The following is a 23,193-nucleotide window of genomic DNA, read 5'->3' as shown; positions in this document are numbered from 1 at the left end:
CTGACGGGGCGTCAGGTTTCCAGGGTCGGTCGAATGGGTTCGCCGGTGCGGGAACACGGTCCGCAGGGGTACCGGGCAGTGGTGTCGCGGGTGCCGGGCGGGGGCCGTCGGGGGTGCGGGGCAGGGGCCGCCGGAGAGGCTCACCACGGCGTCCGGTACCGGTCCCTCCCCTCGTGGGGACCGGTACCGAACGGTGGAGCCGCCGTCGTCCGGGACGGACGGAAGCTGTCCGGATGGGTGCTCTGCTGCGTCCGGATCCTGCCATTTCCGGCCACGGAGGAGGAGGTTCCGGCGCTTGGCGGACGGTATTACCGCAGGTCAGCCATATAGAGTGAGTTTTCCGGTCCGGACGTCCAGGCGTGGAAGTAAGGAGCTGAGACCTTGAGTTCCGACTCGGGGGCACGCACCGCCTTCGCGGAACGCCTCGCACTGCTGTACAAGGAAGCCGGCAACCCTCCCCTCAAGCGGGTGTCCGAGGCGGTCGTCCGGCTCCAGCGCGTCGACGAACGCGGGCGGCCCGTGCGGGTGTCCGCGCAGCGCATCAGCGACTGGCGGCGGGCCCGGAACGTACCCGCCCAGTTCCCCGCCCTGGCCGCGGTGCTGCACGTGCTGATCCCCGACGCGCGGCGCTCGCGGCCCACGCCGGTCTCCCCCGGGCTGTACGACCTCGGCCAGTGGCAACGGCTGTGGGAACGCGCGGTGGCCGACCCGGTCGGCGAGCGTTCCCCGGCGACCGAGTCCGCCACCGAGGAGCGGCAGCGGTCCGCGGACGAGACCGTGTCCGCGCCCGGCGGGGTGTGCCCGTACCGGGGGCTGGCCTCCTACCGGCGGGAGGACGCCCGGTGGTTCTTCGGCCGGGAGCGGAGCACGGAGGCGCTCGTCACCCAGCTCGGGGCCGTCGCGGGGGCGGGCGGGCTGGTCATGCTCGTGGGCGCGTCGGGGGCGGGGAAGTCCTCGCTGCTGAACGCCGGTCTGGTGCCCGCCCTGCGGGACGGCGCGTTGGGCGGCGACGACGGTGACGGCGGGGGCGTCGGGAGCGGCGCCGGGAGAGGCGTCGGGAGCGCCGTCGGGGGCGGGCGGGCGCGAGAGGTCGTGCAGCTCGTTCCGGGCGGCGATCCGCTGGCGGAACTCAGCCGGTGCATCCCCGAGCTGGCGGCCGTCATCGGTACGGGGTCCTCGGCCTCGATCCCGCCCGGAGAAGCGGCGCGCCGGTCGGATGCGGTGCGATCCGACGCCTCCGTCGCGGAGCGACCCCGGCCGGGAGCATCCGAAGTCTCCGTCGCGGAGCGACCCCGGCCGGGAGCATCCGACGCCTCCTCCGCAGGCGGCACCGGCCAACCTCCCCGGACAGGCGACCCCACCCCGCCTTCGCCCTCGGGCGACCCCACCCCGCAGCAGCCCGGAGGCCCGACCGCCCCGAAATCCGAGGCCCCGGAATCCGACGCCCCTCCCCCCACCGACGATCCACCGCGCCGCACCACCGCCCCGCCCTCCCCCGAAGCCGTCCGCGTCGCCGTCTCCGCCTGGGCCCGGCGCGTGGATCCCTCCGGAGCCCGGCCGGTCGTCATCGTGGACCAGTTCGAGGAGACGTTCACCCTCTGCCCCGACGAGGCGGACCGGCGTGCCTTCGTCGAGGTCCTGCACGCCGCCTGCTCGCCCGCCGGCCCCGGCGAACCGGCCCCGGCGATCGTGGTGCTGGGCATACGCGCCGACTTCTACGACCGCTGCCTGCGGTACCCCGAGCTGGCCGACGCGCTCCAGCACCGGCACATGGTGCTCGGGCCGCTGACCACCACGGAACTGCGCGAGGCGGTGACGGGCCCGGCCAAGGCCGTCGGCCTGGAGCTGGAACCGGGGCTCGCGGAGCTGATCGTCCGGGAGGTCAGCACCGACGGCCCGCGCGGCGCGCACGACGCCGGTGTGCTGCCGCTGCTCTCGCACGCCCTGCTCGCCACCTGGCAGCGCCGGAAGGCGGGCCGGCTCACGCTGGCCGGCTACCGCGCGGCCGGTGGCATCCAGGGCGCGGTCGCGGCGACCGCCGAACGGGCCTGGACCGGCCTCGACCCGGCCGCCCGCACCGCCGCCCGGCTGCTCCTGCTCCGCCTGGTCCGGCTGGGCGAGGACACCCAGGCCACGCGGCGCCGCGGGACCCGGCGTCAGCTGGCCGAGGAGTCGACCGACCCGGGCAAGACCGAGGAGTCCCTCGAAGCGCTGGTCCGCGCCCGGCTGGTGACGCTCGACGCGGAGACCGTGGAGATCACCCACGAGGCGCTGCTGCACGCCTGGCCCCGCCTGCGCGACTGGATCGACGAGGACCGCCAGGGCAATCTGCTGCGCCAGCGTCTGGAGGAGGACGGCCGCGCCTGGGAGGAGTCGAACCGCGACAACGCACTGCTCTACCGGGGTTCCCGGCTGGAGCAGGCCCACGGCTGGGCGCGATCCGCCGGGGACACGTTCCTGACCCGCGGTGCCGTGGAGTTCCTGGCCGCGTCGGTCCGGCTGCGCAGGCGGATCATCTGGATCAGCCGGGGCGCGGTGGCGACGCTCGTCGTCCTGGCGATGCTGGCCGTCGGGTCGGCCGTCGTCGCCTGGAAGCAGCGGGACGAGGCCGTCTTCGAGCAGGTGCTCGCGCAGTCCGACCGCGTGCAGGACACCGATCCGTCGCTGTCCGCGCAGCTCGACCTGGTGGCCCACGGCCTGCGGCCGGACGACAAGGGCGCGAACAGCCGCCTGATCTCCATCGTGAACGCCCCCCTCTCCACGCCCCTCACCGGCCACACGGGCGCCGTCTACCTCACGACCTTCAGCCCGAACGGACGGATCCTCGCCACCGCCAGCTACGACCGGACCGTGCGGCTGTGGGACGTCGCCGACCCCAGGCGGCCCAAGCCGCTGGGCAAGCCCCTGACCGGGCACACGAGCTGGGTGAGCAGCGCGGTCTTCAGCCCGGACGGCCGGACGCTCGCCAGCGCTTCCGACGACGGCACCGTACGGCTGTGGGACGTGTCCGACCCCGGGCACCCGAAGCCGCTCGGCACGCCCCTGACCGGTCATGACGGCACGATCTACCTGATCGCCTTCAGCCCTGACGGGCGCACGCTGGCCTCCGTGGGCGACGACCACACGGTCCGGCTGTGGGACACGGCCGACCCGCGCCGGCCGCGGGCCCTGGGCGAGCCCCTGACCGGGCACACGGCCGCCGTGCGCTCGGTGGCGTTCGGCCCGGACGGGCGGACGCTGGCCGCGGGGGGCGACGACGGCACGATCCGGCTGTGGGACGTGTCCGACCCCGCGCGCCCGGAGCCCGCCGGGAGGCCGCTGACCGGGCACACGGCCACCGTGCACTCCGTGGCCTTCAGCCCCGACGGCCGCACCCTCGCCAGCGGCAGCGCGGACGGCACCGTACAACTGTGGAACATGGCCGGTCCGGGCCGCCCGGCCGCGATCGGCGCGCCGCTGGCCGGTCACACCGGGCCGGTCTGGTCGGTGGCCTTCAGCCCCGACGGCAACATGCTCGCCGCGGCCAGCGCGGACAGCACCGCGAGTCTGTGGAAGGTCAGCGACCCGGAGTACCCGTCGCAGGTCGGCGGGCCCCTCGCGGGCAGCAGCGGTGAGATGTACGCGCTCGGCTTCAGCCCGGACGGGCGCACCCTCGCCACCGGGGCGGGGGACAACAAGGTCCGCCTGTGGTCGCTGCCGACGTCGGACATGACCGGCCGGACCGGCGTGTTCCGGCCGGACGGGCGGCTGCTCGCGACGGCGGCGCGGGACGGGCGGATCCGGTTGTGGGACGTGCGCAGGCCCGGCCGGCCGGTGCGGCTGGGCGAACCGTTCCGCCCGGGCAAGGGTGACGTGCGCTCCCTGGAGTTCTCCCCGGACGGCCGCACCCTCGCGGTCGTGACGGGCGACCGGGTGGTCGAGCTGTGGAACCTCGCCGACCCCGGACACCCGGTCCGCCACGGCTCTCCCGCCCCCCTGCACATCCGGTACGCCGACCCGCTGGCCTTCAGCCCGGACGGACAGGTCCTGGCCACCGCCTACGACGACCGCACCATCCAGCTGTGGAACGTGGGCGACCCGGCCCGTCCGCGCCCGCTCGGCAAGCCCCTCACCGGCCACAAGGGCTATGTCAACCACCTCGTGTTCAGCCCGGACGGCCGGACGCTCGCCAGCGGCAGCGCGGACGGCACGATCCGGCTGTGGAACGTGACCGCCCCCGGCAAGGCGACCCTGATCGGCAAGCCGCTGCGGGGCCACCTCGGAGCGGTCAACGCGCTCGCCTACAGCCGCGACGGCCGCACGCTGGCCAGCGCCGGTGACGACACCTCGGTCCGCCTCTGGGACATCTCGGACCCCGCCGAGGCCTCCCAGCATGCGCGGCTCACGGGCCACACGGAGGCGGTCGTGTCGCTGACCTTCAGCCGGGACGGGCGCACCCTGGCCAGCGGCGGCAACGACAGCACCGTCCGGCTGTGGAACGTCTCCGACCCCTCGCAGGCCACCGCGATCGGGCAGTCGATGAGCCCCAACTCCAGGACCGGCACGTTCCTGGCGTTCAGCCCGAACAGCCCCATGCTGGGGGTGTCGAGCGGCGCGGACACCATCCGGCTCTGGAATCTCGACGTCGACACGGCGGTGCGCCGCATCTGCTCGATGACCCGGGGCGTACTGACGCAGGACACCTGGCGGGAGTACCTGCCCCGGCTCTCCTACGATCCCCCGTGCGACGACTGACCAGGCCGGCCCGTCCAACGGGCCCGGCCATCACGGCGGTTGCGTGATACGAGTCACAACCGGGGCTTCCTTACGGCCAGTCGTCTCGGTGCGCGCAAGCGCTTGTTACCCTTGGCCATAGCTCGACCGCTGGTGCATCCCCCGTCGCCAGCGGTCGGGCCTTTTCCATGCCATTTTCGGTGCCCTTCAGTGCCCTTTAGCGCCCTTTAGCGCCTTTTTCAGCACCGGTCGGGCGAACGAGGGGACGACCCTACGTACGGGCCGGGGCGTCCCGGGCCAGGACCGGCCAGTCGAGGGTGCGCAGCGCGGGATCGGCGTCGCAGTCCGAGGGCAGGCGCGGCGTGGCCTGGAACCAGACGACGGTCAGGCGCGAGCGGTAGGCGACCGGGTCGCGGGCCGGGTCCAGGGCCGCGGAGTGGAACGTGCCGAGGCAGGCCACGGCGGGCAGCACCTCGACCGGCCCGAGGCCGCCCGCGTACTGGTCGGGGTACTCGCGCCGGGGCGGGACGAGGTGCACCGGTGTGCCCGGGCGGGACCGCTCGGCGGCCCGCAGGAGGTCCCGGATCCGCAGGTCGTTCAGCGGCTTGCAGGGGTAGCCGTCCTGGAGGTCGCCGTAGGTCGAGGAGAAGCGCAGTTCGGCGAGGTCCACCGGACGGCCGGAGGCCAGGACGAGGCGGGCGAGCGCCAGGGCCGGCGTTCTCGCGGGCCGGCGCGCCGGGGCCGGTGATGGTGCGTGGTCGTGCATCGAGGTCTTCCGGTGGGGGTCATGGGCGGGGCCTTGCTCACGGCCGGTGCCCGGTCATCCGTGCCGCCGACGCGATCGTCGTCCGCGCCTCCCGCTCGGACAGGCCGGTGTGCACCGCCGCGTCGACCAGGGGGGTCACGAGCGCCGGGCCGATGCCGTCCTCGTAGGCCCGGCAGGCCGCCCAGAACAGGCGGGTGTTGCGCTGGCCCTCGTGCGCGGCCAGGACGAACTGGACCAGGCCCTGGCCGTGCCCGCCGGCCGCCTCGGGCACCGGGTGGTGGGCGCGCGGCGGCGGGAGCAGCAGCCGCAGCAGGGAGCGGGGGCAGGGGGCGGGGGCGAGGTGCGCGGTGCCGGGGGCGGCGGCGTAGACACCCTGGGCCGTGCGGGAGCCGGGGCCGACCAGGTAGCCGCCCGCGCCCCGGATGTCGATGCCGGGGGCGAGCCGGCCCGCCGAGTTGGGGACGACCAGCTCGGGCGGGCCGCTCAGCCACAGGTGCCGCCCGCCGGAGGGGGTCACGACGACCACGGTCGGCGGGATCGTGAACAGGTGCCGCAGCGCCAGCTCGCGCAGGGCGGCCGAGGAGTCCGTGCCGGTCTTCACGTCCAGGTCGAGGCCGATCAGGTGGTGCGGGGGCAGCCCGCAGGCGATGCCGTAGCCGGTCGCCCAGGGCGCGGCGGCGAACAGCTCGCGGATGCGGTTCGGGTCGCTGGAGGCGTCGTAGACACCGTGCCCGAGGCGGCCGCACGCGCCGTGGCAGGGGGAGGGGGCGGGGTCGTCGCGGTGCGGGGAGCGCAGTGCCGGGAGCTTGGAGCGGGACAGGGGGATGACGGCCAGTCCGCGCTCGGCGGCTGACAGGGCGTGTGCGAGGGCCAGCGTCGTGGCCTGCCGGTCGGTGGTGGCCATGCCTCCAGTTTCGTACGTACGTTCGAAAAAGGAAAGGGGAATCGAGCACGACGCGCCGGGGCCGGGCGGCGGCCGGGGAAAGTGCTGGAACGCTTCACCCCTTGCGGCACCCGGGATCGAACGCCCCCTTTCGCTCCCGTCCGGTACGGAAGTGACGCATAGGGGTTTATCGACATGTCCTCACGCTTGCGTGCGAATAGCGGCTTCCGGTGTGGTTCGCCGGGGATTCGGTGGGCAACTCTGGACTCGCGACGTCGAGCACCGCACCGGGGCGGCCGGCCAACCTCCCTGGTGACAGCAGTGGTTCACGCACCCGGCGGTCATGAGCCGGTGCGCCGATCAGTCCTGGAGGGACAAGAAACATGGCAAGCATCCGTACCGCCCGCGTCATCGCAGCCGTCTCCGCCCTTCCGCTCGCGGCCGCCCTCTTCACCGGTGTCGCGACGGCGGACAACGGCGCCTTCGCGGACGACGGATCCATCGCGTCCGTCACGGAGGCCGAGCAGGGCATCCTCGGCAGCGGCGTCGGCGGCGACAACTTCGGCAACGCGGCCACCACCCAGCAGCAGGCCGTCGGGGACGGCGCCTCGAACCAGAGCAACACCGCCCAGGTCAACGGCTCGGAGTTCACGGCCGTCAACCAGGGCAACGCCAACACCGCCGTCAGCTTCTCCCCGCTGTGGTGGTGAACTGACCGGGCCGGTGCGGCGGCACCGGCCCGGGTGCGTGGGGGTGTGTCTCGTGGGGTGACAAACGTCTGAGCGGCGGTACTCCGGTACCGCCGCGCAGGCGTTTTCGCGTCTGTGAGCTCTTGACGGACCGCTGTATCTGACGGACAGTCAGAAACCGTGAGTGGTGAGCCGGAGGTCCACGAGGAGTTCGAGGCGCGCCTGAAGGCCTACGAGGGCCGTCCGGCCGCCGCCACCGGGGTCGGCCGCGACCCGGTCAACGAGCCGATGATCAGGCACTGGTGCGAGGCCATGGGCGACACCGGCCCCGCGTACACGGGTCCGGACGCCATCGCCCCGCCCACCATGCTCCAGGCCTGGACCATGGCCGGCCTCACCCGTCGCCCGGAACGCACGGCCGCCTACGACGAACTCCTCGCCCTGCTCGACGGGTCGGGCCACCACGCGGTCGTCGCCACCGACTGCGAACAGGAGTACCTGCGCCCGCTGCGCCCGGGCGACGAGATCACGTTCGACTCGGTCATCGAGTCGGTGTCCGGCCGCAAGACCACGAAACTCGGGGCGGGTTACTTCGTCACGACCCGCACGGACGTCCGCGCGGGCGGCGAACTCGCCGGCACCCACCGCTTCCGCATCCTCAAGTACGCCCCCGCGCACCGGTCTTCGAAACCGGCCGAACGCCGGCCCCGCCCGGTCGTCAACCGCGACAACGCCGGCTTCTGGGAGGGCGTCGCCCGTCACGCGCTGCTCATCCAGCGCTGCACCGCCTGCGCCACCCTCCGATTCCCCTGGCTGCCGGGCTGCACCAGCTGCGGCTCCCCCGACTGGGACACCGTCGAGGCGAGCGGCGAGGGCACCGTCTACTCCTACGTCGTCCTGCACCACCCGCCCTTCCCGGCCTTCGAACCGCCGTACGCGGTCGGCCTGATCGAGCTCGCCGAAGGGGTGCGGGTGATCAGCAACGTGGTGGGTGTGCCGTACGACGAGGTGCGGATCGGCATGCCGGTGCGGCTGGAGTTCCGGCCTTACGACGACGAGCTGGTGCTGCCCGTCTTCCGGGGGGTGACGCCGTGAAGGCCGGCGACCGGCTCCCGCCGCTGGAGATCCCCATCACCCGCACCCTGATCGTCGCCGGGGCGATCGCCTCCCGCGACTACCAGGACGTCCACCACGACCCGGACCTGGCACGGCAGAAGGGCTCCCCCGACATCTTCATGAACATCCTGACGACCAACGGTCTGGTCGGCCGCTACATCACCGACCACTTCGGCCCGCGGGCGGAGCTGCGCCGGGTCGCCATCCGGCTCGGCGCGCCCAACCACCCCGGCGACACGATGGTCCTGACCGGCACGGTCGAGGAGGTCGACGGCGACACGGCGACCGTCCGGGTCGTCGGCGCGAACGGCCTCGGCGACCACGTCACCGGAACCGTGACGGTGCGGGTCCCGGCATGAGCCTCGGGCGGCGGGACGGACTCGGCGGGCGCGCGGCCGTCGTCGGTGTGGGGGCCACCGCGTTCTCCAAGGACTCGGGCCGCAGCGAACTGCGCCTCGCCGCCGAGGCGGTGCGGGCGGCCCTCGCGGACGCCGGGCTGACCCCGGCCGACGTCGACGGCATGGTCACCTTCACCATGGACACCAGCCCCGAGATCACCGTCGCCCAGGCGGCCGGCATCGGGGAGCTCTCCTTCTTCTCCCGGATCCACTACGGCGGCGGCGCGGCCTGCGCCACCGTCCAGCAGGCCGCCCTGGCGATCGCCGCGGGCGTGGCCGACGTGGTCGTCTGCTACCGCGCGTTCAACGAACGCTCGGGCCGCCGCTTCGGCTCCGGGGTGCGGCACCGGGAACCCTCGGCGGAGGGCGCGGCCCTCGGCTGGTCGCTGCCGTTCGGCCTGCTCACCCCGGCCTCCTGGGTGGCGATGGCCGCCCAGCGCTATCTGCACACCTACGGGCTGACCCCGGAGGCCTTCGGGCACGTGGCCGTCGTCGACCGGAAGTACGCGGCGACCAACCCGGCGGCCCACTTCCACGGCCGCCCCATCACCCTGGCCGACCACGCCGCCTCGCGCTGGATCGTCGAACCGCTGCGGCTGCTGGACTGCTGCCAGGAGACGGACGGCGGCCAGGCCCTCGTCGTCACCTCCGTCGAACGGGCCCGCGGCCTGCCCCACCCACCCGCCGTGATCGCCGCGGCGGCCCAGGGCGCCGGACGCGCCCAGGAACAGATGACGAGCTTCTACCGCGACGACCTGACCGGCCTGCCCGAGGCCGCGGTCGTGGCCCGGCAGCTGTGGCGGACCTCGGGGCTCGCGCCGGCCGACATCGACGTGGCCATCCTCTACGACCACTTCACCCCGTTCGTACTGACGCAGCTGGAGGAGTTCGGCTTCTGCGGCCCCGGCGAGGCGGCGGACTTCGTGGCCGAGGAGCGCCTGCCCCTCAACACCCACGGCGGGCAGCTGGGGGAGGCGTACCTGCACGGCATGAACGGCATCGCGGAGGCTGTCCGGCAGATCAGGGGCACCGCGGCGAATCAGGTGCCCGGAGCGGAGCGGGTCCTGGTGACGGCGGGGACGGGCGTGCCCACCTCGGGGCTCGTCCTCACCGCCGACCCGCAGGGGTGAACCCGCAGTACCCCGGGGCCGGCGCTCCACCTGTAGGAGGTGCAGCGGGCCCTACCCGTACAACCTGAGGGGGACCCCGCTTCGGGACCTGCGGCCGATCCGCTCGCCGGGCTCGCGCTCATAGCGTTGAGCCATGACCACACTCGTCTGCACGAGCGCTTCGAAGGCGGCCGGACCAGCGGCGCAGACCCTTCCGTACCCGTCGTTCTCGTCGTACGTCAGGGCCCGCCAGCCGGTGCTGCTGCGTACCGCCCGCTCGCTCACCGGCAACCCGAGCGACGCGGAGGACCTGCTGCAGACCGCCCTCACCAAGACGTACGTCGCCTGGGAGCGCATCGAGGACCACCGTGCCCTCGACGGCTATGTGCGCCGGGCGCTGCTGAACACCCGGACCTCCCAGTGGCGCAAGCGCAAGGTCGACGAGTTCGCCTGCGAGGAGCTGCCCGAGCCGGACCCGGCCCCGGGCGGTGACGACCCGGCCGAGCAGCAGGCGCTGCGCGACGCGATGTGGCGGGCGATCATGCGGCTGCCCGCCCGGCAGCGGGCGATGGTGGTCCTCAGGTACTACGAGGACCTCAGCGAGGTGCAGACGGCCGAGCTGCTCGGCGTTTCGGTGGGTACGGTGAAGTCGGCCGTCTCCCGGGCGCTCGGCAAGCTCCGCGAGGACGCTGAGCTGGGACTTGTCCGCCAGTGAGGCGGTGCGCCGGCCGGCTGTGAGCTGTTCCTCCGGCATGGCGTGATGTGATCGATCGCCCGGTCCTAGTGACATACCACGCGGTATGTGCGCAGAATCAGCGCAACCCTTTACCACCGCGTAGGCAATGTCGCCCCCGGGAGGACGCCGTGCTGAGCACGATGCAGGACGTACCGCTGCTGATCTCGAGGATCCTGGCCCACGGGTCCACGATTCACGGGACATCGCAGGTGACCACCTGGACCGGCGAGGGCGAGCCGCACCGCCGCTCCTTCGCGGAGATCGGCGCCCGCGCGGCCCAGCTGGCCCACGCGCTGCGCGAGGACCTCGGCGTCACCGGCGACGAGCGCGTCGCGACCCTCGCCTGGAACAACGCGGAGCATGTCGAGGCCTACTTCGCGATCCCGTCCATGGGCGCGGTCCTCCACACCCTGAACCTCCGCCTCCCGCCCGAGCAGCTGGCCTGGATCGTCAACCACGCCGCCGACCGCGTGATCATCGCCAACGGTTCGCTCCTGCCCCTGCTCGCCCCGCTGCTGCCGCACCTCAAGCCGGTCGAGCACGTGGTCGTCACGGGCCCCGGGGACCGCTCCCTCCTCGCCGACGCGGCCGTCGGTCACATCCACGTTCACGAGTACGAGGACCTGATCGCCGGCAAGCCGACCTCGTACGACTGGCCCGAGCTGGACGAACGCCAGGCCGCCGCCATGTGCTACACCTCCGGCACCACCGGCGACCCCAAGGGCGTGGTCTACAGCCACCGCTCCATCTACCTGCACTCCATGCAGGTCAACATGACCCAGTCGATGGGCCTGACCGACGAGGACACCTCGCTGGTCGTGGTCCCGCAGTTCCACGTGAACGCCTGGGGCCTGCCGCACGCGACCTTCATGACCGGCGTCAACATGCTGATGCCCGACCGCTTCCTCCAGCCGGCCCCCCTCGCCGCGATGATCGAGAGCGAGAAGCCCACGCACGCGGCGGCCGTCCCCACCATCTGGCAGGGCCTGCTCGCCGAGCTGACGGCGAACCCCCGTGACGTCTCCGCCCTCGGCCAGGTCACCATCGGCGGCGCGGCCTGTCCGCCCTCGCTGATGGAGGCCTTCGACAAGCTCGGCATGCGGGTCTGCCACGCCTGGGGCATGACGGAGACGTCCCCGCTCGGCACCATCGCCCGTCCGCCGGCCGGTGTGACGGACGCGGAGGAGGAGTTCGCCTACCGCCTCACCCAGGGCCGCTTCCCGGCCGGCGTCGAGGCCCGCCTGACCGGCCCCGGCGGCGAACGCCTCCCCTGGGACGGCGAGTCCGCCGGCGAGCTGGAGGTGCGCGGCCCCTGGATCGCGGGCGCCTACTACAACGGCCCCGACGCCGAACCGCTGCGCCCCGCCGACAAGTTCAGCGAGGACGGCTGGCTCAAGACCGGCGACGTCGGCACCATCTCCGCCGACGGCTTCCTCACCCTCACCGACCGCGCCAAGGACGTCATCAAGTCCGGCGGCGAGTGGATCTCGTCGGTGGAGCTGGAGAACGCGCTGATGTCCCACCCGGACGTCGCCGAGGCGGCCGTCGTGGCCGTCCCCGACGAGAAGTGGGGCGAGCGCCCCCTGGCCACGGTCGTCCTCAAGGAGGGCTCCTCCGCCACCTTCGAGACCCTGCGCGCCTTCCTCGCCGAGGAGGGCCGCATCGCCAAGTGGCAGCTCCCGGAGCGCTGGACGGTCATCCCGACGGTCCCGAAGACGAGCGTGGGCAAGTTCGACAAGAAGGTGCTGCGCAGGCAGTACGCCCAGGGCGAGCTGGACATCACGTCCCTCGGCTGACGAACGGCGACAGGGGCCCCGGATCTCTCCGGGGCCCTTTTCCGTGCGCGGTCGGCCGGACGGGACCCACCAGCCCGGCCCCACCCGTAGGTCCTGCCGCCTCACGGGCGCGGCCGGCTCGACCGGCTCGGACCCCCCACCCAGCACCAGCCATACGGCCGGGAGCCGCTGGTCGGTGCCTCGGGCGGGCGAGGAGCTGTTAGTTCGTGCCGATCCGGCTGAGCAGTTCGACGATCCTGGTCTGCACCTCGGGGCTGGTGGACCGCTCCGCGAGGAACAGCACCGTTTCCCCGGAGGCCAGCCGCGGCAGGTCGGCCTGGTCGACGGCGGCGGTGTAGACGACGAGCGGGGTGCGGTTGAGCTGCCCGTTCGCCCGCAGCCAGTCGACGATCCCGGCGAACCCCTCCTGCCGCCGCTGCACCTGCAGCAGATCCATCACGACCAGGTTCGGCCTGAACTGCCCCGCCAGCGTCACCGCGTCCGCGTCACTCGCGGCCCGCGCGACCTGCATCCCGCGCCGCTCCAGCGTCGCGGTCAGCGCCAGCGCGATCTCCGCGTGCTCCTCGATCAGCAGTACCCGCGGCGGGTGCTGCTCGCTGTCACGCGGCGCCAGCGCCTTCAGCAGCACGGCGGGATCGGCGCCGTACGCCGCGTCCCGCGAGGCCTGGCCGAGGCCGGCCGTGACGAGGACGGGCACCTCGGCGGCCACGGCGGCCTGCCGCAGCGACTGCAGTGCCGTACGGGTGATCGGCCCGGTCAGCGGGTCGACGAACAGCGCGGCGGGGAAGGCCGCGATCTGCGCGTCGACCTCCTCGCGCGAGTTCACGATCACCGGCCGGTAGCCGCGGTCGCTCAGCGCCTGCTGTGTGCTGACGTCCGGCGCCGGCCACACCAGCAGCCGCCGCGGGTTGTCCAGCGGCTCGGGCGGCAACTCGTCGTCCATCGGCTGCGGCCGCGGCGGATCGGCCACCTCGACGGCCCCGCCGGGCCCGTCCAGCGGCTCGGGCCCCTCAGCGGCGTTCTCGTCCGGCGCGCCTATGGCGTACGACCGTCCGCCGCCCTCGGTCATCTGCGCGAGGCGCGACTGACCGGCGAGGGACGGCTGCGCCGGGGCCGGCGCGGTGGCCGGGGCGGGGATCTGCGCGGCGACGGGCGGCGGCGTGTGCTCGGCGCCCGGATGCGGGCGCGCGCCCTGCTCCGGACGGGGCGCCTGGTCGGCCGGACGCGGCTGCCCCTGCTCAGGGCGGGCCGCCTGCTCCGTACGCGTCGCCGGGTCGGGCGGTGTCCCCAGCTTGCGGCGCCGGCCCGATCCGCCCGGCTGATGCGGGGGAGGCGTCGCCGACGGCTGCGGAGCGGACTGCGGCACGGGCATGGGCGATGGCTGCTGCACCTGGGCCGCCTGCCGGGTGAACGGCACGCCCTGGCCCAGCGTGCGCACGCTGATCGCCCGACCCTGCGTCGAGTTCGGATCGACGGGGGGCGCCGCGGCCTCCGCGGGCAGCGGCTGAGCGGCCCGCGGCGTGCCCGGGGCGGGGGTGTTCTGCTGCGCGGCCCGGGGCGGCGTGCCGTTCGGGGACGCGGGGTGCGCGGCAACGGCCCCGGACGCCTCGTCGGCGGCGGGCCAGGGCTGGGCCGCGGGGGTGGAGCCGGGCGGCGGGGTGGCGTGGGCGTTCTGGGCGTCGGTGCCCTGGGCAGGCGTGCCCTGGGCCGGGGTGCCCTGCCCGGGCGCGGCCTCGGCGGGGAGCGGCCGGCCGGCGGACTGCTGCGGCAGGGGCTGGGCCGGGGCGGGAGGCTGGAGGCCCTGCCCCGGAAGGGCGGCCTGCACACTCTGCCCGAGCCCGCCCTGCGCGGGCACGGACACACCCTGCGGCCCGACGCCGTGCGGAGCGCTCGCCCGGGGAGCGTTCCCCTGCGGGGGCACGGCGTTCCCCTGCGCGGCAACTGTCACGCCCTGCGGGGGCACGGCGTTTCCCTGCGCGGCAACTGTCACGCCCTGCGGCGGGACGGCGGCGCCCGGCGCGACCGGGGAAGCGGCCATGCCGGCCTGGACGGGCACGCCCTGCCCCGGCCCGGCCTGCGCCGACGGGACCTGCCCGGTGGCGTCCTGGCGGGCGGGAACGCCCTGAGCGGGAAGACCCGGTGCGGGAACGCCCGGCGTGGGAACCCCCTGCGCGGGACCGACGGGACCGGCGGGAACAGATGCGGCAGGTACAGAACCCGCCGGAACGGGACCGGCTGCCGGCGCGCCACCGGAAGGCACAGGACCGGCTGCGGGTGCGGCTGCGGCGCCCGGGGCCACGGGGCCCACCTGGCCGGCACTCCCCGGCACCTGCACCTGCGCTCCGGCCGCCTCCGTCGCCTCGGCCCGCTGCGGTGCCGCCACGGCCCGTCGCCGGCGGCCGGTCGGCGCGCTGGTCGGATGAGGCTGCGGAGGAGTGTGGTCGGCGGACTGGTCGTGCGGAACGGCGTCGTGCCGGCCCTCCTCGACCGCACCGGCACCCGCACCCGCACCCGCACCCGCACTCGCACCCGCACCCGCAGCAGCCGCTCCGGGAACCGCCACGGGTCCGTGCCCCTGAGGGGGCACCACACCGGGGGCACCCGCGGGACGACCGGGACCACCGGGACCGCCGGCTACCTGCTGCCCCTGCCCGGCCGGAGCCTCCTGCAGAGCAGGAGCCGGGGCCGGGGCCGGGTTCTGGTCGGCCTCGGCCGGCGGCAACGCGAACACCGGACGCGGCCCGGCCGCGGCGGCCTCCTGCGCGGCCGCGGCCCGCTCATTGGCGGCGGCCAGCGCACGCCGCCGACGCCCGGTCGGCTGCTGCGCCTCCCCCTGATCCGCATCGGCCGAACCAGCGGCCTCACCACCGGAGGACCCCGCGGGCAACGCCGGCGGCAGCGCGGCCTGCTCACCGGGTTCACGCCGGGCCCGCCGCCCGGACGGCCCGGGCACACCCTGCGGCGGCACGGTCCCGCCCAGCCCCGTGTTCGATGCGGCGGCCCCCGCCGCATGCTCGGCGGCCGTCACCACGGCCCCCTCGGCCACACCCTGGACGGCACTGCCGACACCGTCCGCACCGGCGTTGTCGGCCGCGCGCCGCCGCCGTCCGGTACCGCCCGACGCGGAGTCCTCACCGGACGCCTGCGCCGGAAGGGCCGCTTGCTCCCCGCCGGCCCGGCGCCTGCGCCGCCCGGTGGGAGCGGCCCCCTCGGCTGCGGCACCACCGGGCGCGTCGGTGCCGGGACCACCGGCCCCGTCGCCCGCACCGCCCGGAACGTCTCCGTCCAGGAAGGCGTCGGTGGTGGCCCGGCGCGCCCGGCGCCGCCCCCCACCGGAGGTCTGATCGGCGGGTTCGACGAGGGCGAGCGCGGCGGACTCGTCCACCGGCTGGGCGGCGACGGCCCCGGCCCCGCCCCCGATCGGCACCTCGAGGACGTAGGCGCTGCCGCTCATCCCCGGCACGTCATGCGTCTGCAGTACACCGCCGTGGGCCCGGACGATCCCGCGCACGATCGGCTCGTGCACGGTGTCGCCACCGGCGTACGGCCCGCGCACCTCGATGCGGACGACCTCGCCGCGCTGCGCCGCCGCCACGACGACGGTGTTGTCCAGGTAACCGCCCGCCGAGACGGGTGTGTTGCCGGTCGCGTCGACCCCCGCCACGTCGGCGACGAGATGCGCGAGGGCGGTGGCGAGCAGCCGTGAGTCGACCTCGGCCTCGATGGGCGGCGCGTGCACGGCGAACTGCACCCGCCCGGGCCCGATCAGCTCGACGGCCCCGTCGACCCCGGCGGCGACGACGGCGTCCAGCATCACTTTCGTACGGGAGACGCTTTCGCTGCCGGTGTCGAGCCGCTGGTACCCGAGGACGTTGTCGATCAGCGTCGTGATGCGCGAGTAGCCGGCCGACAGGTGGTGCAGGACCTGGTTGGCCTCGGGCCACAGCTGCCCGGCGTCGTCGGCGGCCAGCGCTGCCAGCTCGCGGCGCAGCTCCTCCAGCGGCCCGCGCAGCGACCGGCCGAGCAGGGTCAGCAACTGCTCGTGCCGGGCGGCGAGCGCCTCGAACCGGTCCTTCTCGCGCTCCCCGAGCGCGGCGTAGCGGTCCTCGTCGGCGGCGAGTTCCTCGGCGTGCCGCTCGGTGAGCTCCTCCAGCTCGGTGACGTGCTGCTGGCGCAGCGCGGTCAGCTCGGAGGCGTGCTCCTCGGCGATCCGCTCCAGTTCCTCGGCGTGCCGCTGCTCCGCCGCTTCCTTCTCCTCGACGACGGCGTCGTAGGGCCGCCGGTCGGTGAAGGTCATCACGGCGCCGACGAGCTGGTCGCCGTCGCGCACGGGCGCGGTCGTCAGGTCGACCGGCACCTTGCCGCCGCTCTTGGAGTACAGCACCTGCCCGCGTACCCGGTGTTTGCGCCCGGAGCGCAGGGTGTCGGCGAGCGGCGAGTCGTCGTAAGGGAAGGGCGAGCCGTCGGCGCGCGAGTGCAGGACGAGGTCGTGCAGTTTGCGTCCGCCGAGATCGCTGGCCCGGAATCCCAGTATCTGGGCGGCGGCCGGGTTGACGAGGACGATCCGCCCGTCGGTGTCGGTGCCGACGACGCCCTCGGCCGCGGCCCGCAGGATCATCTCGGTCTGCCGCTGGGACCGGGCGAGCTCGGCCTCGGTGTCCACGGTCCCGGACAGGTCGCGCACGACGAGCATGAGCAGCTCGTCGCCGGTGTAGCCGTAACCGTCGTAGGCCTGCTGCCCGTTCTCGAGATTCGCACTGGTGACCTCGACGGGGAACTCGGTCCCGTCGGTCCTGCGCGCGATCATCCGGGTGGGCTTGGTCCGGGCGTGCGGATCGAGGTGCTCCGGCCGGCGCATGGAGCCGGGGATGAGCTTGGAGTCGAACTGGGGCAGCAGATCGAGCAGCCCGCGCCCTACGAGGGCGGTGCCCGGAGTCTCGAAGGCCTCCAGGGCGATGGTGTTGGCGTTGACGACCGTGCCGTTGGCGTTGACCAGCACCAACGCGTCAGGGAGGGCGTCCAGTATGGCTGCGAGGCGAGCAGCGCCTCGGGATGGCCTGCTGCTCACGAGACGCTTCCTCCCTGTTACCGCACCTTGCCGACCGCTCGGGCCATCTTGCCAACCGTCCCGCAGCGTGTCACGCGAGGGAGTCTAAGGGCTGCGGTTGCGCTCGCGACGCCGGATGAGAGCGAGGTCGCACGAGGAAGTGACCCCGAACTGACGACCGAGTAACGCCAAACGCCCGCCCTCCTGCGACGACGTCGCGGGACCTTCGCGGGACCTTTACGACGACGGCGTTTCTGTACCTTTTGGCCGGGCTGGCGCGATGGGGGCGGAGAGTGGCGCAAATGGGGTGCGGGGTACGGGGTGTACGGGGCGCCGGGCGACGACTGGACGCCTTGAAAACCCCCGACACGCCGACACGCCGACACCTCGAGACCCCGGCAGCCCGAGGCCCCGACACCCCGACAGCCGACTCAGGCCTTGGCGCCCCGTTCGCCCCCCACTTCCGGCAGGAGCGGCACGAGCCGGTCCCAGCGGGAGATCTGGCAGCCGTCGCGGCGGTCGTACGTGGCGTCGACGGGCCGTCCGGCCCAGGTTCCGGTGACGTGCGCGGTGGCCGGCCCGCCGTACTGCATGGTGCACATGCCGCCCTCCGGCGCGGGCGCGAAGACGTCCTGTCCCCACCGGGTGTCCCGCTCCAGTGCGGCGCAGGCGCCGCTCGGGTCGGGGTGGCTGCCGCCGTCGGGGCCGCAGTACAGCTCGAACGTTCCGTCGGCCCCGTCGCCGGCGTTCCGCACGGTGACGGTGAGGTGATCGCGGTCCGGGCCGCCGCCGGGCCGGACGGGGGACAGCAGGTCGGCCCCGCCGGCCTGGGCATACGCGGCCGGGGGCGCCGCGGCCAGCGACCCGGCGGCGGCGACGGAGGCGGCGGCACCGACGAGGAGGCGCCGCAGGACGGGGCGGGCCGTGGCCCGGGGAGTGGCACGCAACATGCCCTGCCTAACGCGGCGCGGCCCCGGATGTTGCGCGCGCACGCCCGGGCGGGGACCCGCAGGCGCCTGACAAGGGCTTTGCCCTGCGCCCTGCCCGCCTAGTACCGTGGGGGTCGATTGGTGACAGCACGCTCGACTGTGTCATCATCGGCACGCACCGCTCGCGCTCGCGCGGGAGTGATGCTGGAGGCGTCGCCTAGTCCGGTCTATGGCGCCGCACTGCTAATGCGGTTTGGGCCTTAAAGCCCATCGAGGGTTCAAATCCCTCCGCCTCCGCACTCGATCACGAAGCCCCGGTCATCCGACCGGGGCTTCGTTGTCGTCGCACCTCGCCCATGTGGCCCGTAAGGGCCGTTTCCGCAGCTCACAAGGGGTGCGGCTAACGGATTTCACATGGCGGCGGCAGTCATGTAATGTTCTTCCTGTCGCCGCGAGCGAGCCGCAAGGCCCGAGAGCGGCGAAAAAACAGAACAAGCACTCGTAGCTTAACGGATAGAGCATCTGACTACGGATCAGAAGGTTGCAGGTTCGAATCCTGCCGAGTGCACACAGGTGAGAGGCCCCGGAGAGATCCGGGGCCTCTTTCGTTTCGTGGTGGGGTGATGCTCGGGGCTTGGCCTACGAGCATGCCGGGGGCGGGTGGCCAGAGAGGTGGGTGCCCGCCCGCCCGAGCCCTTCACCAGAACGCGCACCCAGTCGAAGAGTCGGTGGATAAGGTCGGTCATGTCGTCAGCTCCCATGTAGCTGGTGGCCATGCCCCGAGGCGGCTGCAACCGTCGTCGGGGTTTCTCGCATGGGTCAACCGTAGCGCCTGGATACTAGGCATGCTAGGTGTTCTAGGTATTCCATGTATCGCACGGATGTCCAAGCATGCGCATGCTGGTGAGGTGATTGAGTTCGTTCCTGACATTCCCCGGTGGCGGCAGGTGGCCGAGGTGGTTCGCGGCCGGATCGCGGATGGCACGTATCCGCCGCGCACCCGTGTTCCCTCCGTGGTGCAGCTCACCTCGGAGTTCGGAGTCGCCAACGCGACAGCGCACAAGGTGCTCCGCGCGTTGCGGGAGGAAGGGCTGACGTATACCGAGCCTGGCCTCGGGTCGTTCGTCGCTGAGCGGCCACGGAATGCCGGTGCCGAGGAGAAGGCATAGCGGGTACTCAGCTCAGAGCTTCGGCCACCTCGTAGATGGCCGGCCGGTCTTCGGGAGCATGACTGAGCATTGCCTCGATCAACTCGCCCAGCTCACCGGGCGCCTTTACGGCGCGGCGTCTGCCGTTGGCTACGGCCTCTCTCTGGACGGGACGTGGAGCGTCGTCCGGGTACTCGACAGCCCGCCAGCCGGTGGCCGAGATGAGCAGCGAGGCGCCGAGAGCGTAGATGTCTGCTTCCGGCGTGGGCTCGGCCTGGCCCGTGGCGAGCACGCTACGGGCGATCTCCGGTGCCTCGTAGTGGACCAGGCAGCCGCGGAACGGGAAGTCGTAGCCCTCAGGGACGTGTCCGCCTCGGGCTAGAGCCAGGTCGATGAGGTGTGTTCGCTCCGACCCGACGATGAAGTGGGCGGGCTGTACGTCGCCGTGGGCCCAGCCCTTGGCGTGCAGTTCGGCCAGGACCTCGACACACCCCAACGCCACACGGGGGTCCGGTGCGATGGACCGGTCTTTACTGCGGCAGGGCTCCCACAACTGGTGCAGGTCCGGCCCTTCATGCCACGGCTGGAAGTTCCACGTCCCGCGCTCCCATTCTCCGTACGCGAAGTCGTCGCAACCGAGGCGATGCAGCACGGCACCCTCGCGTGCGGGCGCGAGGGCGGTCCAGGGCTGGGCGGGCCAGTCGGCCGTAGCCTCGATCGGATAGCCGACCTTGACGGCGTAACGGCCTCGATGGCTCTGCACCTCCCAGACCATGGAGCCCCGGCGGTTCAGGACCAGGCGCTGAGACGTGGGCATCAGGGCGTCGAGCACCACGATCGGCAGTTCAGAGGGTGAGCCGGACAACGTCTCTTCTCCTTCCGGGTGAACGCGGCCGACCACGAGTCAAGGCCGGCCGCGCCGCTGGTGTCTTGTGTTACGCCTGGCCGTACGGGCGGCCGCAGTCGGAGTCGCACTGGGCAAGGTTCGTGCCGTTCACGGTCCACAGGTCATCGAAGACCATGAAGCCCGCCGTCTTCATGGCGCGAGCCGAAGCGGCGACCTGCTTCGGGTCGCGGGCCCCGCCACCGGGCTTCGGGTTGTGGTGCAGGAAGCGGCCCGCGTACCGCTCGCACAGGTCGGCGTACTCCTTCGTGTGCAGGATGAGCGCGTGGAGACCCAGGTCCACGTCATCCGACGGAACCATGGGGACGATCGCGGTGGCTGCGGTGGCCACGAAGGCGACCGCCTGGTCCGCGATCCGCTCGGCACGCTCGAGTGACTGCCCGTTGTGGACGATCACGAAGTGGGCGAGGCTCTGGAACAGTTCCTCGCCGGCCACCGCGCGGCCGGTCCTCTGGTCGTTCGCCGTTGCCGTCATGCGAGTACTCCCTCTTGGGTAGTGGGGCGTGGCACTTTCAGGGTTGGGAGGCCGCCCCGAACGGGCGTGGGAACCAGGGAAGGAGCATCCGCCCGGGGCGGCCGGTCTACTGGCTGACAGCGAGAGCCAGGCCGATCACCAGGCCGCACGACCCGCTGATCATGATGATGAAGAGGACTCCCGCGTATCGGCCGATGGCGCGCATCACAGGCCGTCCCTGCTGTTGCCGTTCTTGATGGCCAGGCGGGCGCTCAGTTCCTCCCGAGCACTCGGCGGCACCACCTTGTCCGGCATGGCATCCCACTCCCGGCCGCCACCGATAGGCCGTATCTGCACTCGGCCGCCGAGCTCACCCATGACGACGCCGATACGTCCACTGGCGGTGTCCTTCGCCAACTCGCCAATGCCTGGTCCGGTCTGCTGGTTGCTCGCCATGCAAGGAGCATCGCGATCTGAGGTCACCCTCTGAAAGGTCAGGCTTGGGTAACATCGCGCCAAGTAGAGAGCCAGCGACGTTGCGTAGCCCTCGCAGTGTGGGAGCTTGCCGATGCCCGACCCGGACCGGCCGCAGGAACTGCCGGCCAGGCTGCTCACCGATCCCGAGATGATCGATGCGTGTCGGGTCCGGGACTTCGCCAGAGTCTTCCGGCTGGTGAAGGCCAGGGCGGGGATCTACCCGTCGATGATCGCCCGGCGTTGTGACCTGACGCCGAGCCGCGTGGGCGAAGTCATCGCAGGCCGCCGGCATTTGCTGCACATGGATGTCATCGAGCGAATCTCAGACGGTTTACGCATCCCAGGAGACATGCTCGGGCTTGCCCGCCGAGCGTGGGAGACGCCTCAGGCCCTCGTGGTCGATGAGCGTGAGGCGCCGCACGTGCCGGTACCCGAGCAGCAGGCCCCCGCGCCGCTGCCGGGCCCCGATGTCGACAGCATCTTGGCTCTGGCCACGCGAACCAGCCTGAAGCCGGCCACGCTTGAGGCCTTCCACTCTTCTATCGAGGACTACTGGCGACGAGACGACCAGCACGGCGGCGAGGCACTGCGGCCCGCCATTGTCGGCCAGCTCCGTCATGTCGTCGGGCTCTTGAAGGAGAGCCGACCGCCGTCCATCCGGAACGGCCTGTACGGAATCGCGGCCGAGCTGGCACGCCTCACCGGCTGGACCTATTTTGACGCCCGCCAGTACAACCAGGCCCGCGCCTACTTCACCGAGGCCCTGCAACTGACGAAGGAGATCGACGACCGGCAGTTCATGGCCAACGTCCTCGCCTGCATGAGCTTGCAGGCGACCTACCAGGACAAGCCCGCAGACTCGTTGGCACTCGTGACCGCAGCCCAGGATCAGGCTCGGTCAGCACTCGGCAGCACGCCGCGCGTTATGTCGATGCTGGCCATGCGGGAAGCATTCGCCCACGCCACCCTCGGCAACCGTGATGACACGCACCGGGCGATCGGAGAAGCGCACAGCCAATTCGAGCAGATCCGGGCGAGCGATCCGGACCCCTCATGGGTGACTTACTTCGACGAGCCGAAGCTCATCGTGGATACAGGCATCGCCCATGGCCGTCTGGGCGAAGCGGCAACCGCCGAACCCTTGATCGCCGATGCCCTGCGGCGGGAGCACCAGACGAACCAGCGAGGCCGCGCCTTCCACTCGTTCTGGCTGGCTCGTACGCAGCTGGACCAGGGCAAGCTTGACCAGGCGTGTCACACCGCCACGCAAGCCCTTGAGCCCGCGTCGGCCGTGGCCTCGGAGCGAGTGACTGGGCATCTCAAAGAGTTTTACGACCAGTTGGCCCCACACAGGCATGAGCCCGTAGCCCTGGCCTTCGAGGCGCGGCTACGGGAACTCCTCCCGCCAGTCAGCGGATTGCTTCGTCCATGAGCAGGTAGAGCAGACCCACGAGTGAGCCGCTGCTTACGATCTCGCGGCGGTCTATCATCCCGCGCACCTCTGAGAGGGGGATCCACTCGATGCGGTCGGACTCGTTCTTCTCCGTGGGCGGACCAGCGTAGGTGGCGCCGTCGATGCGGAAGACATGGTGCTGGGAGTCGGTGATCCCGTTCGCCGGCTCGGCGTAGATAAGAGGCTTGATGGGACCGGGACGCCAACCGGTCTCTTCCAAGACTTCGCGGGCAGCCGCTTCTTCCGGCGTCTCGCCGTCCTCGACCAGGCCCATGGGCAGTTCCCAGGCCCAGGAGTCCGTGATGAAGCGGTGTCGCCACATCATGAGGACCTCTTTGCGGCCATTCACTACGGCGGCGACGGCCAGGTGCCGGAGGCGGACGACGTGGTACTCCCACCTACGTCCGTCAGGCTGCTGGACGTCGACCAGACACAGATTCACCCAAGGGTTGGTGTAGACCTGTCGCTCACCGTGGGTCTTCCACTCCATACCGGCGGCCCCTCTCGATCGGTCTTCAGGATCTCAGACCGAGCCGCAGGGCGGTGCATGTTCCCCCTCTTTTCGCGTCACATTG

The 23,193-nt window shown here is 72.6% G+C and carries 17 protein-coding genes and 2 tRNA genes; 11 read left to right on the top strand and 8 right to left on the bottom strand.

The genetic code is table 11. From position 1 onward, the window contains the following. Window positions 1–381 precede the first annotated feature (381 nt). A complete protein-coding gene (locus IGS69_RS16820; protein WP_190900635.1) occupies window positions 382–4,734 on the top strand; it encodes an nSTAND1 domain-containing NTPase in 4,353 nt (1,450 codons plus the stop codon). 250 nt (window positions 4,735–4,984) lie between these two features. On the opposite strand, the gene IGS69_RS16815 is transcribed toward IGS69_RS16820, so the two are convergent. Both IGS69_RS16815 and IGS69_RS16810 read right to left on the bottom strand, forming a co-directional pair. Next, window positions 4,985–5,479, bottom strand: a complete 495-nt coding sequence (locus IGS69_RS16815) for a hypothetical protein (RefSeq protein WP_190900633.1) — start codon at window positions 5,477–5,479, stop codon at window positions 4,985–4,987. Window positions 5,480–5,516: 37 nt separating this feature from the next. Then, the gene (locus IGS69_RS16810) at window positions 5,517–6,383 is read right to left on the bottom strand and encodes a bifunctional DNA primase/polymerase (RefSeq protein ID WP_190900631.1); all 867 of its coding nucleotides are present in this window, start codon (window positions 6,381–6,383) and stop codon (window positions 5,517–5,519) included. A 362-nt stretch (window positions 6,384–6,745) separates the two neighbouring features. On the opposite strand from IGS69_RS16810, the gene IGS69_RS16805 reads away from it, so the two are divergent. From IGS69_RS16805 to IGS69_RS16780, 6 genes are all read left to right on the top strand, one after another. Then, complete coding sequence (locus IGS69_RS16805; RefSeq protein WP_190900629.1) at window positions 6,746–7,072, top strand: hypothetical protein; 327 nt, start codon at window positions 6,746–6,748, stop codon at window positions 7,070–7,072. Between the two features lie 159 nt (window positions 7,073–7,231). Next, entirely contained in the window at window positions 7,232–8,146 is a 915-nt protein-coding gene (locus IGS69_RS16800) for a bifunctional MaoC family dehydratase N-terminal/OB-fold nucleic acid binding domain-containing protein (protein ID WP_190900627.1), read from the top strand. Beyond that, window positions 8,143–8,526 carry a MaoC family dehydratase gene (locus IGS69_RS16795; protein ID WP_190900620.1) on the top strand — a complete coding sequence of 128 codons (384 nt, stop codon included), beginning with the start codon at window positions 8,143–8,145 and terminating at the stop codon, window positions 8,524–8,526. Before IGS69_RS16800 ends, IGS69_RS16795 begins: the two co-directional genes overlap by 4 nt. Further along, the gene (locus IGS69_RS16790; RefSeq protein ID WP_190900618.1) at window positions 8,523–9,695 is read left to right on the top strand and encodes a lipid-transfer protein; all 1,173 of its coding nucleotides are present in this window, start codon (window positions 8,523–8,525) and stop codon (window positions 9,693–9,695) included. The genes IGS69_RS16795 and IGS69_RS16790 overlap by 4 nt, the downstream gene beginning before the upstream one ends. Before the next feature lie 133 nt (window positions 9,696–9,828). Then, window positions 9,829–10,389: a SigE family RNA polymerase sigma factor gene (locus IGS69_RS16785; RefSeq protein WP_190900616.1), complete on the top strand. Its 561-nt coding sequence runs from the start codon at window positions 9,829–9,831 to the stop codon at window positions 10,387–10,389. A gap of 161 nt (window positions 10,390–10,550) precedes the next feature. Further along, window positions 10,551–12,206, top strand: coding sequence for a long-chain fatty acid--CoA ligase (locus tag IGS69_RS16780; protein WP_190904526.1), 1,656 nt, complete (start codon window positions 10,551–10,553; stop codon window positions 12,204–12,206). 199 nt (window positions 12,207–12,405) lie between these two features. Here the strand turns inward: IGS69_RS16780 and IGS69_RS16775 are convergent, their stop codons facing one another. Continuing rightward, complete coding sequence (locus tag IGS69_RS16775) at window positions 12,406–17,274, bottom strand: PAS domain-containing protein (protein WP_232543545.1); 4,869 nt, start codon at window positions 17,272–17,274, stop codon at window positions 12,406–12,408. 410 nt (window positions 17,275–17,684) lie between these two features. Further along, entirely contained in the window at window positions 17,685–18,200 is a 516-nt protein-coding gene (locus tag IGS69_RS16770) for an SSI family serine proteinase inhibitor (protein WP_232543544.1), read from the bottom strand. 188 nt (window positions 18,201–18,388) lie between these two features. Here IGS69_RS16770 and IGS69_RS16765 point away from each other — a divergent pair. The 3 genes from IGS69_RS16765 to IGS69_RS16755 all read left to right on the top strand — a co-directional run bounded on the left by IGS69_RS16765 (window position 18,389) and on the right by IGS69_RS16755 (window position 19,351). Then, window positions 18,389–18,479 (top strand) — tRNA-Ser (locus tag IGS69_RS16765). A 198-nt stretch (window positions 18,480–18,677) separates the two neighbouring features. Further along, window positions 18,678–18,750: transfer RNA gene (locus IGS69_RS16760), tRNA-Arg, on the top strand. A gap of 313 nt (window positions 18,751–19,063) precedes the next feature. Beyond that, complete coding sequence (locus tag IGS69_RS16755; RefSeq protein WP_190900612.1) at window positions 19,064–19,351, top strand: GntR family transcriptional regulator; 288 nt, start codon at window positions 19,064–19,066, stop codon at window positions 19,349–19,351. Window positions 19,352–19,358: 7 nt separating this feature from the next. On the opposite strand, the gene IGS69_RS16750 is transcribed toward IGS69_RS16755, so the two are convergent. From IGS69_RS16750 to IGS69_RS16740, 3 genes are all read right to left on the bottom strand, one after another. Further along, the gene (locus tag IGS69_RS16750; RefSeq protein WP_190900610.1) at window positions 19,359–20,195 is read right to left on the bottom strand and encodes a protein kinase family protein; all 837 of its coding nucleotides are present in this window, start codon (window positions 20,193–20,195) and stop codon (window positions 19,359–19,361) included. 70 nt (window positions 20,196–20,265) lie between these two features. After that, window positions 20,266–20,709, bottom strand: a complete 444-nt coding sequence (locus IGS69_RS16745) for a glycine-rich domain-containing protein (protein ID WP_190900608.1) — start codon at window positions 20,707–20,709, stop codon at window positions 20,266–20,268. A gap of 204 nt (window positions 20,710–20,913) precedes the next feature. Next, complete coding sequence (locus tag IGS69_RS16740; protein ID WP_190900606.1) at window positions 20,914–21,144, bottom strand: hypothetical protein; 231 nt, start codon at window positions 21,142–21,144, stop codon at window positions 20,914–20,916. Window positions 21,145–21,256: 112 nt separating this feature from the next. On the opposite strand from IGS69_RS16740, the gene IGS69_RS16735 reads away from it, so the two are divergent. Continuing rightward, complete coding sequence (locus tag IGS69_RS16735) at window positions 21,257–22,597, top strand: helix-turn-helix domain-containing protein (protein ID WP_190900604.1); 1,341 nt, start codon at window positions 21,257–21,259, stop codon at window positions 22,595–22,597. Here the strand turns inward: IGS69_RS16735 and IGS69_RS16730 are convergent. Continuing rightward, complete coding sequence (locus tag IGS69_RS16730; RefSeq protein WP_190900602.1) at window positions 22,575–23,108, bottom strand: NUDIX hydrolase; 534 nt, start codon at window positions 23,106–23,108, stop codon at window positions 22,575–22,577. The genes IGS69_RS16735 and IGS69_RS16730 overlap by 23 nt on opposite strands. Window positions 23,109–23,193: the final 85 nt, after the last annotated feature.

The sequence above is a fragment of the Streptomyces tuirus genome, from assembly GCF_014701095.1.
GTDB classification, from domain to species: Bacteria; Actinomycetota; Actinomycetes; order Streptomycetales; family Streptomycetaceae; genus Streptomyces; species Streptomyces tuirus.
The sequence above is the reverse complement of the archived record's forward strand: the minus strand, read 5'-3'. Positions and strand labels throughout refer to the sequence as shown.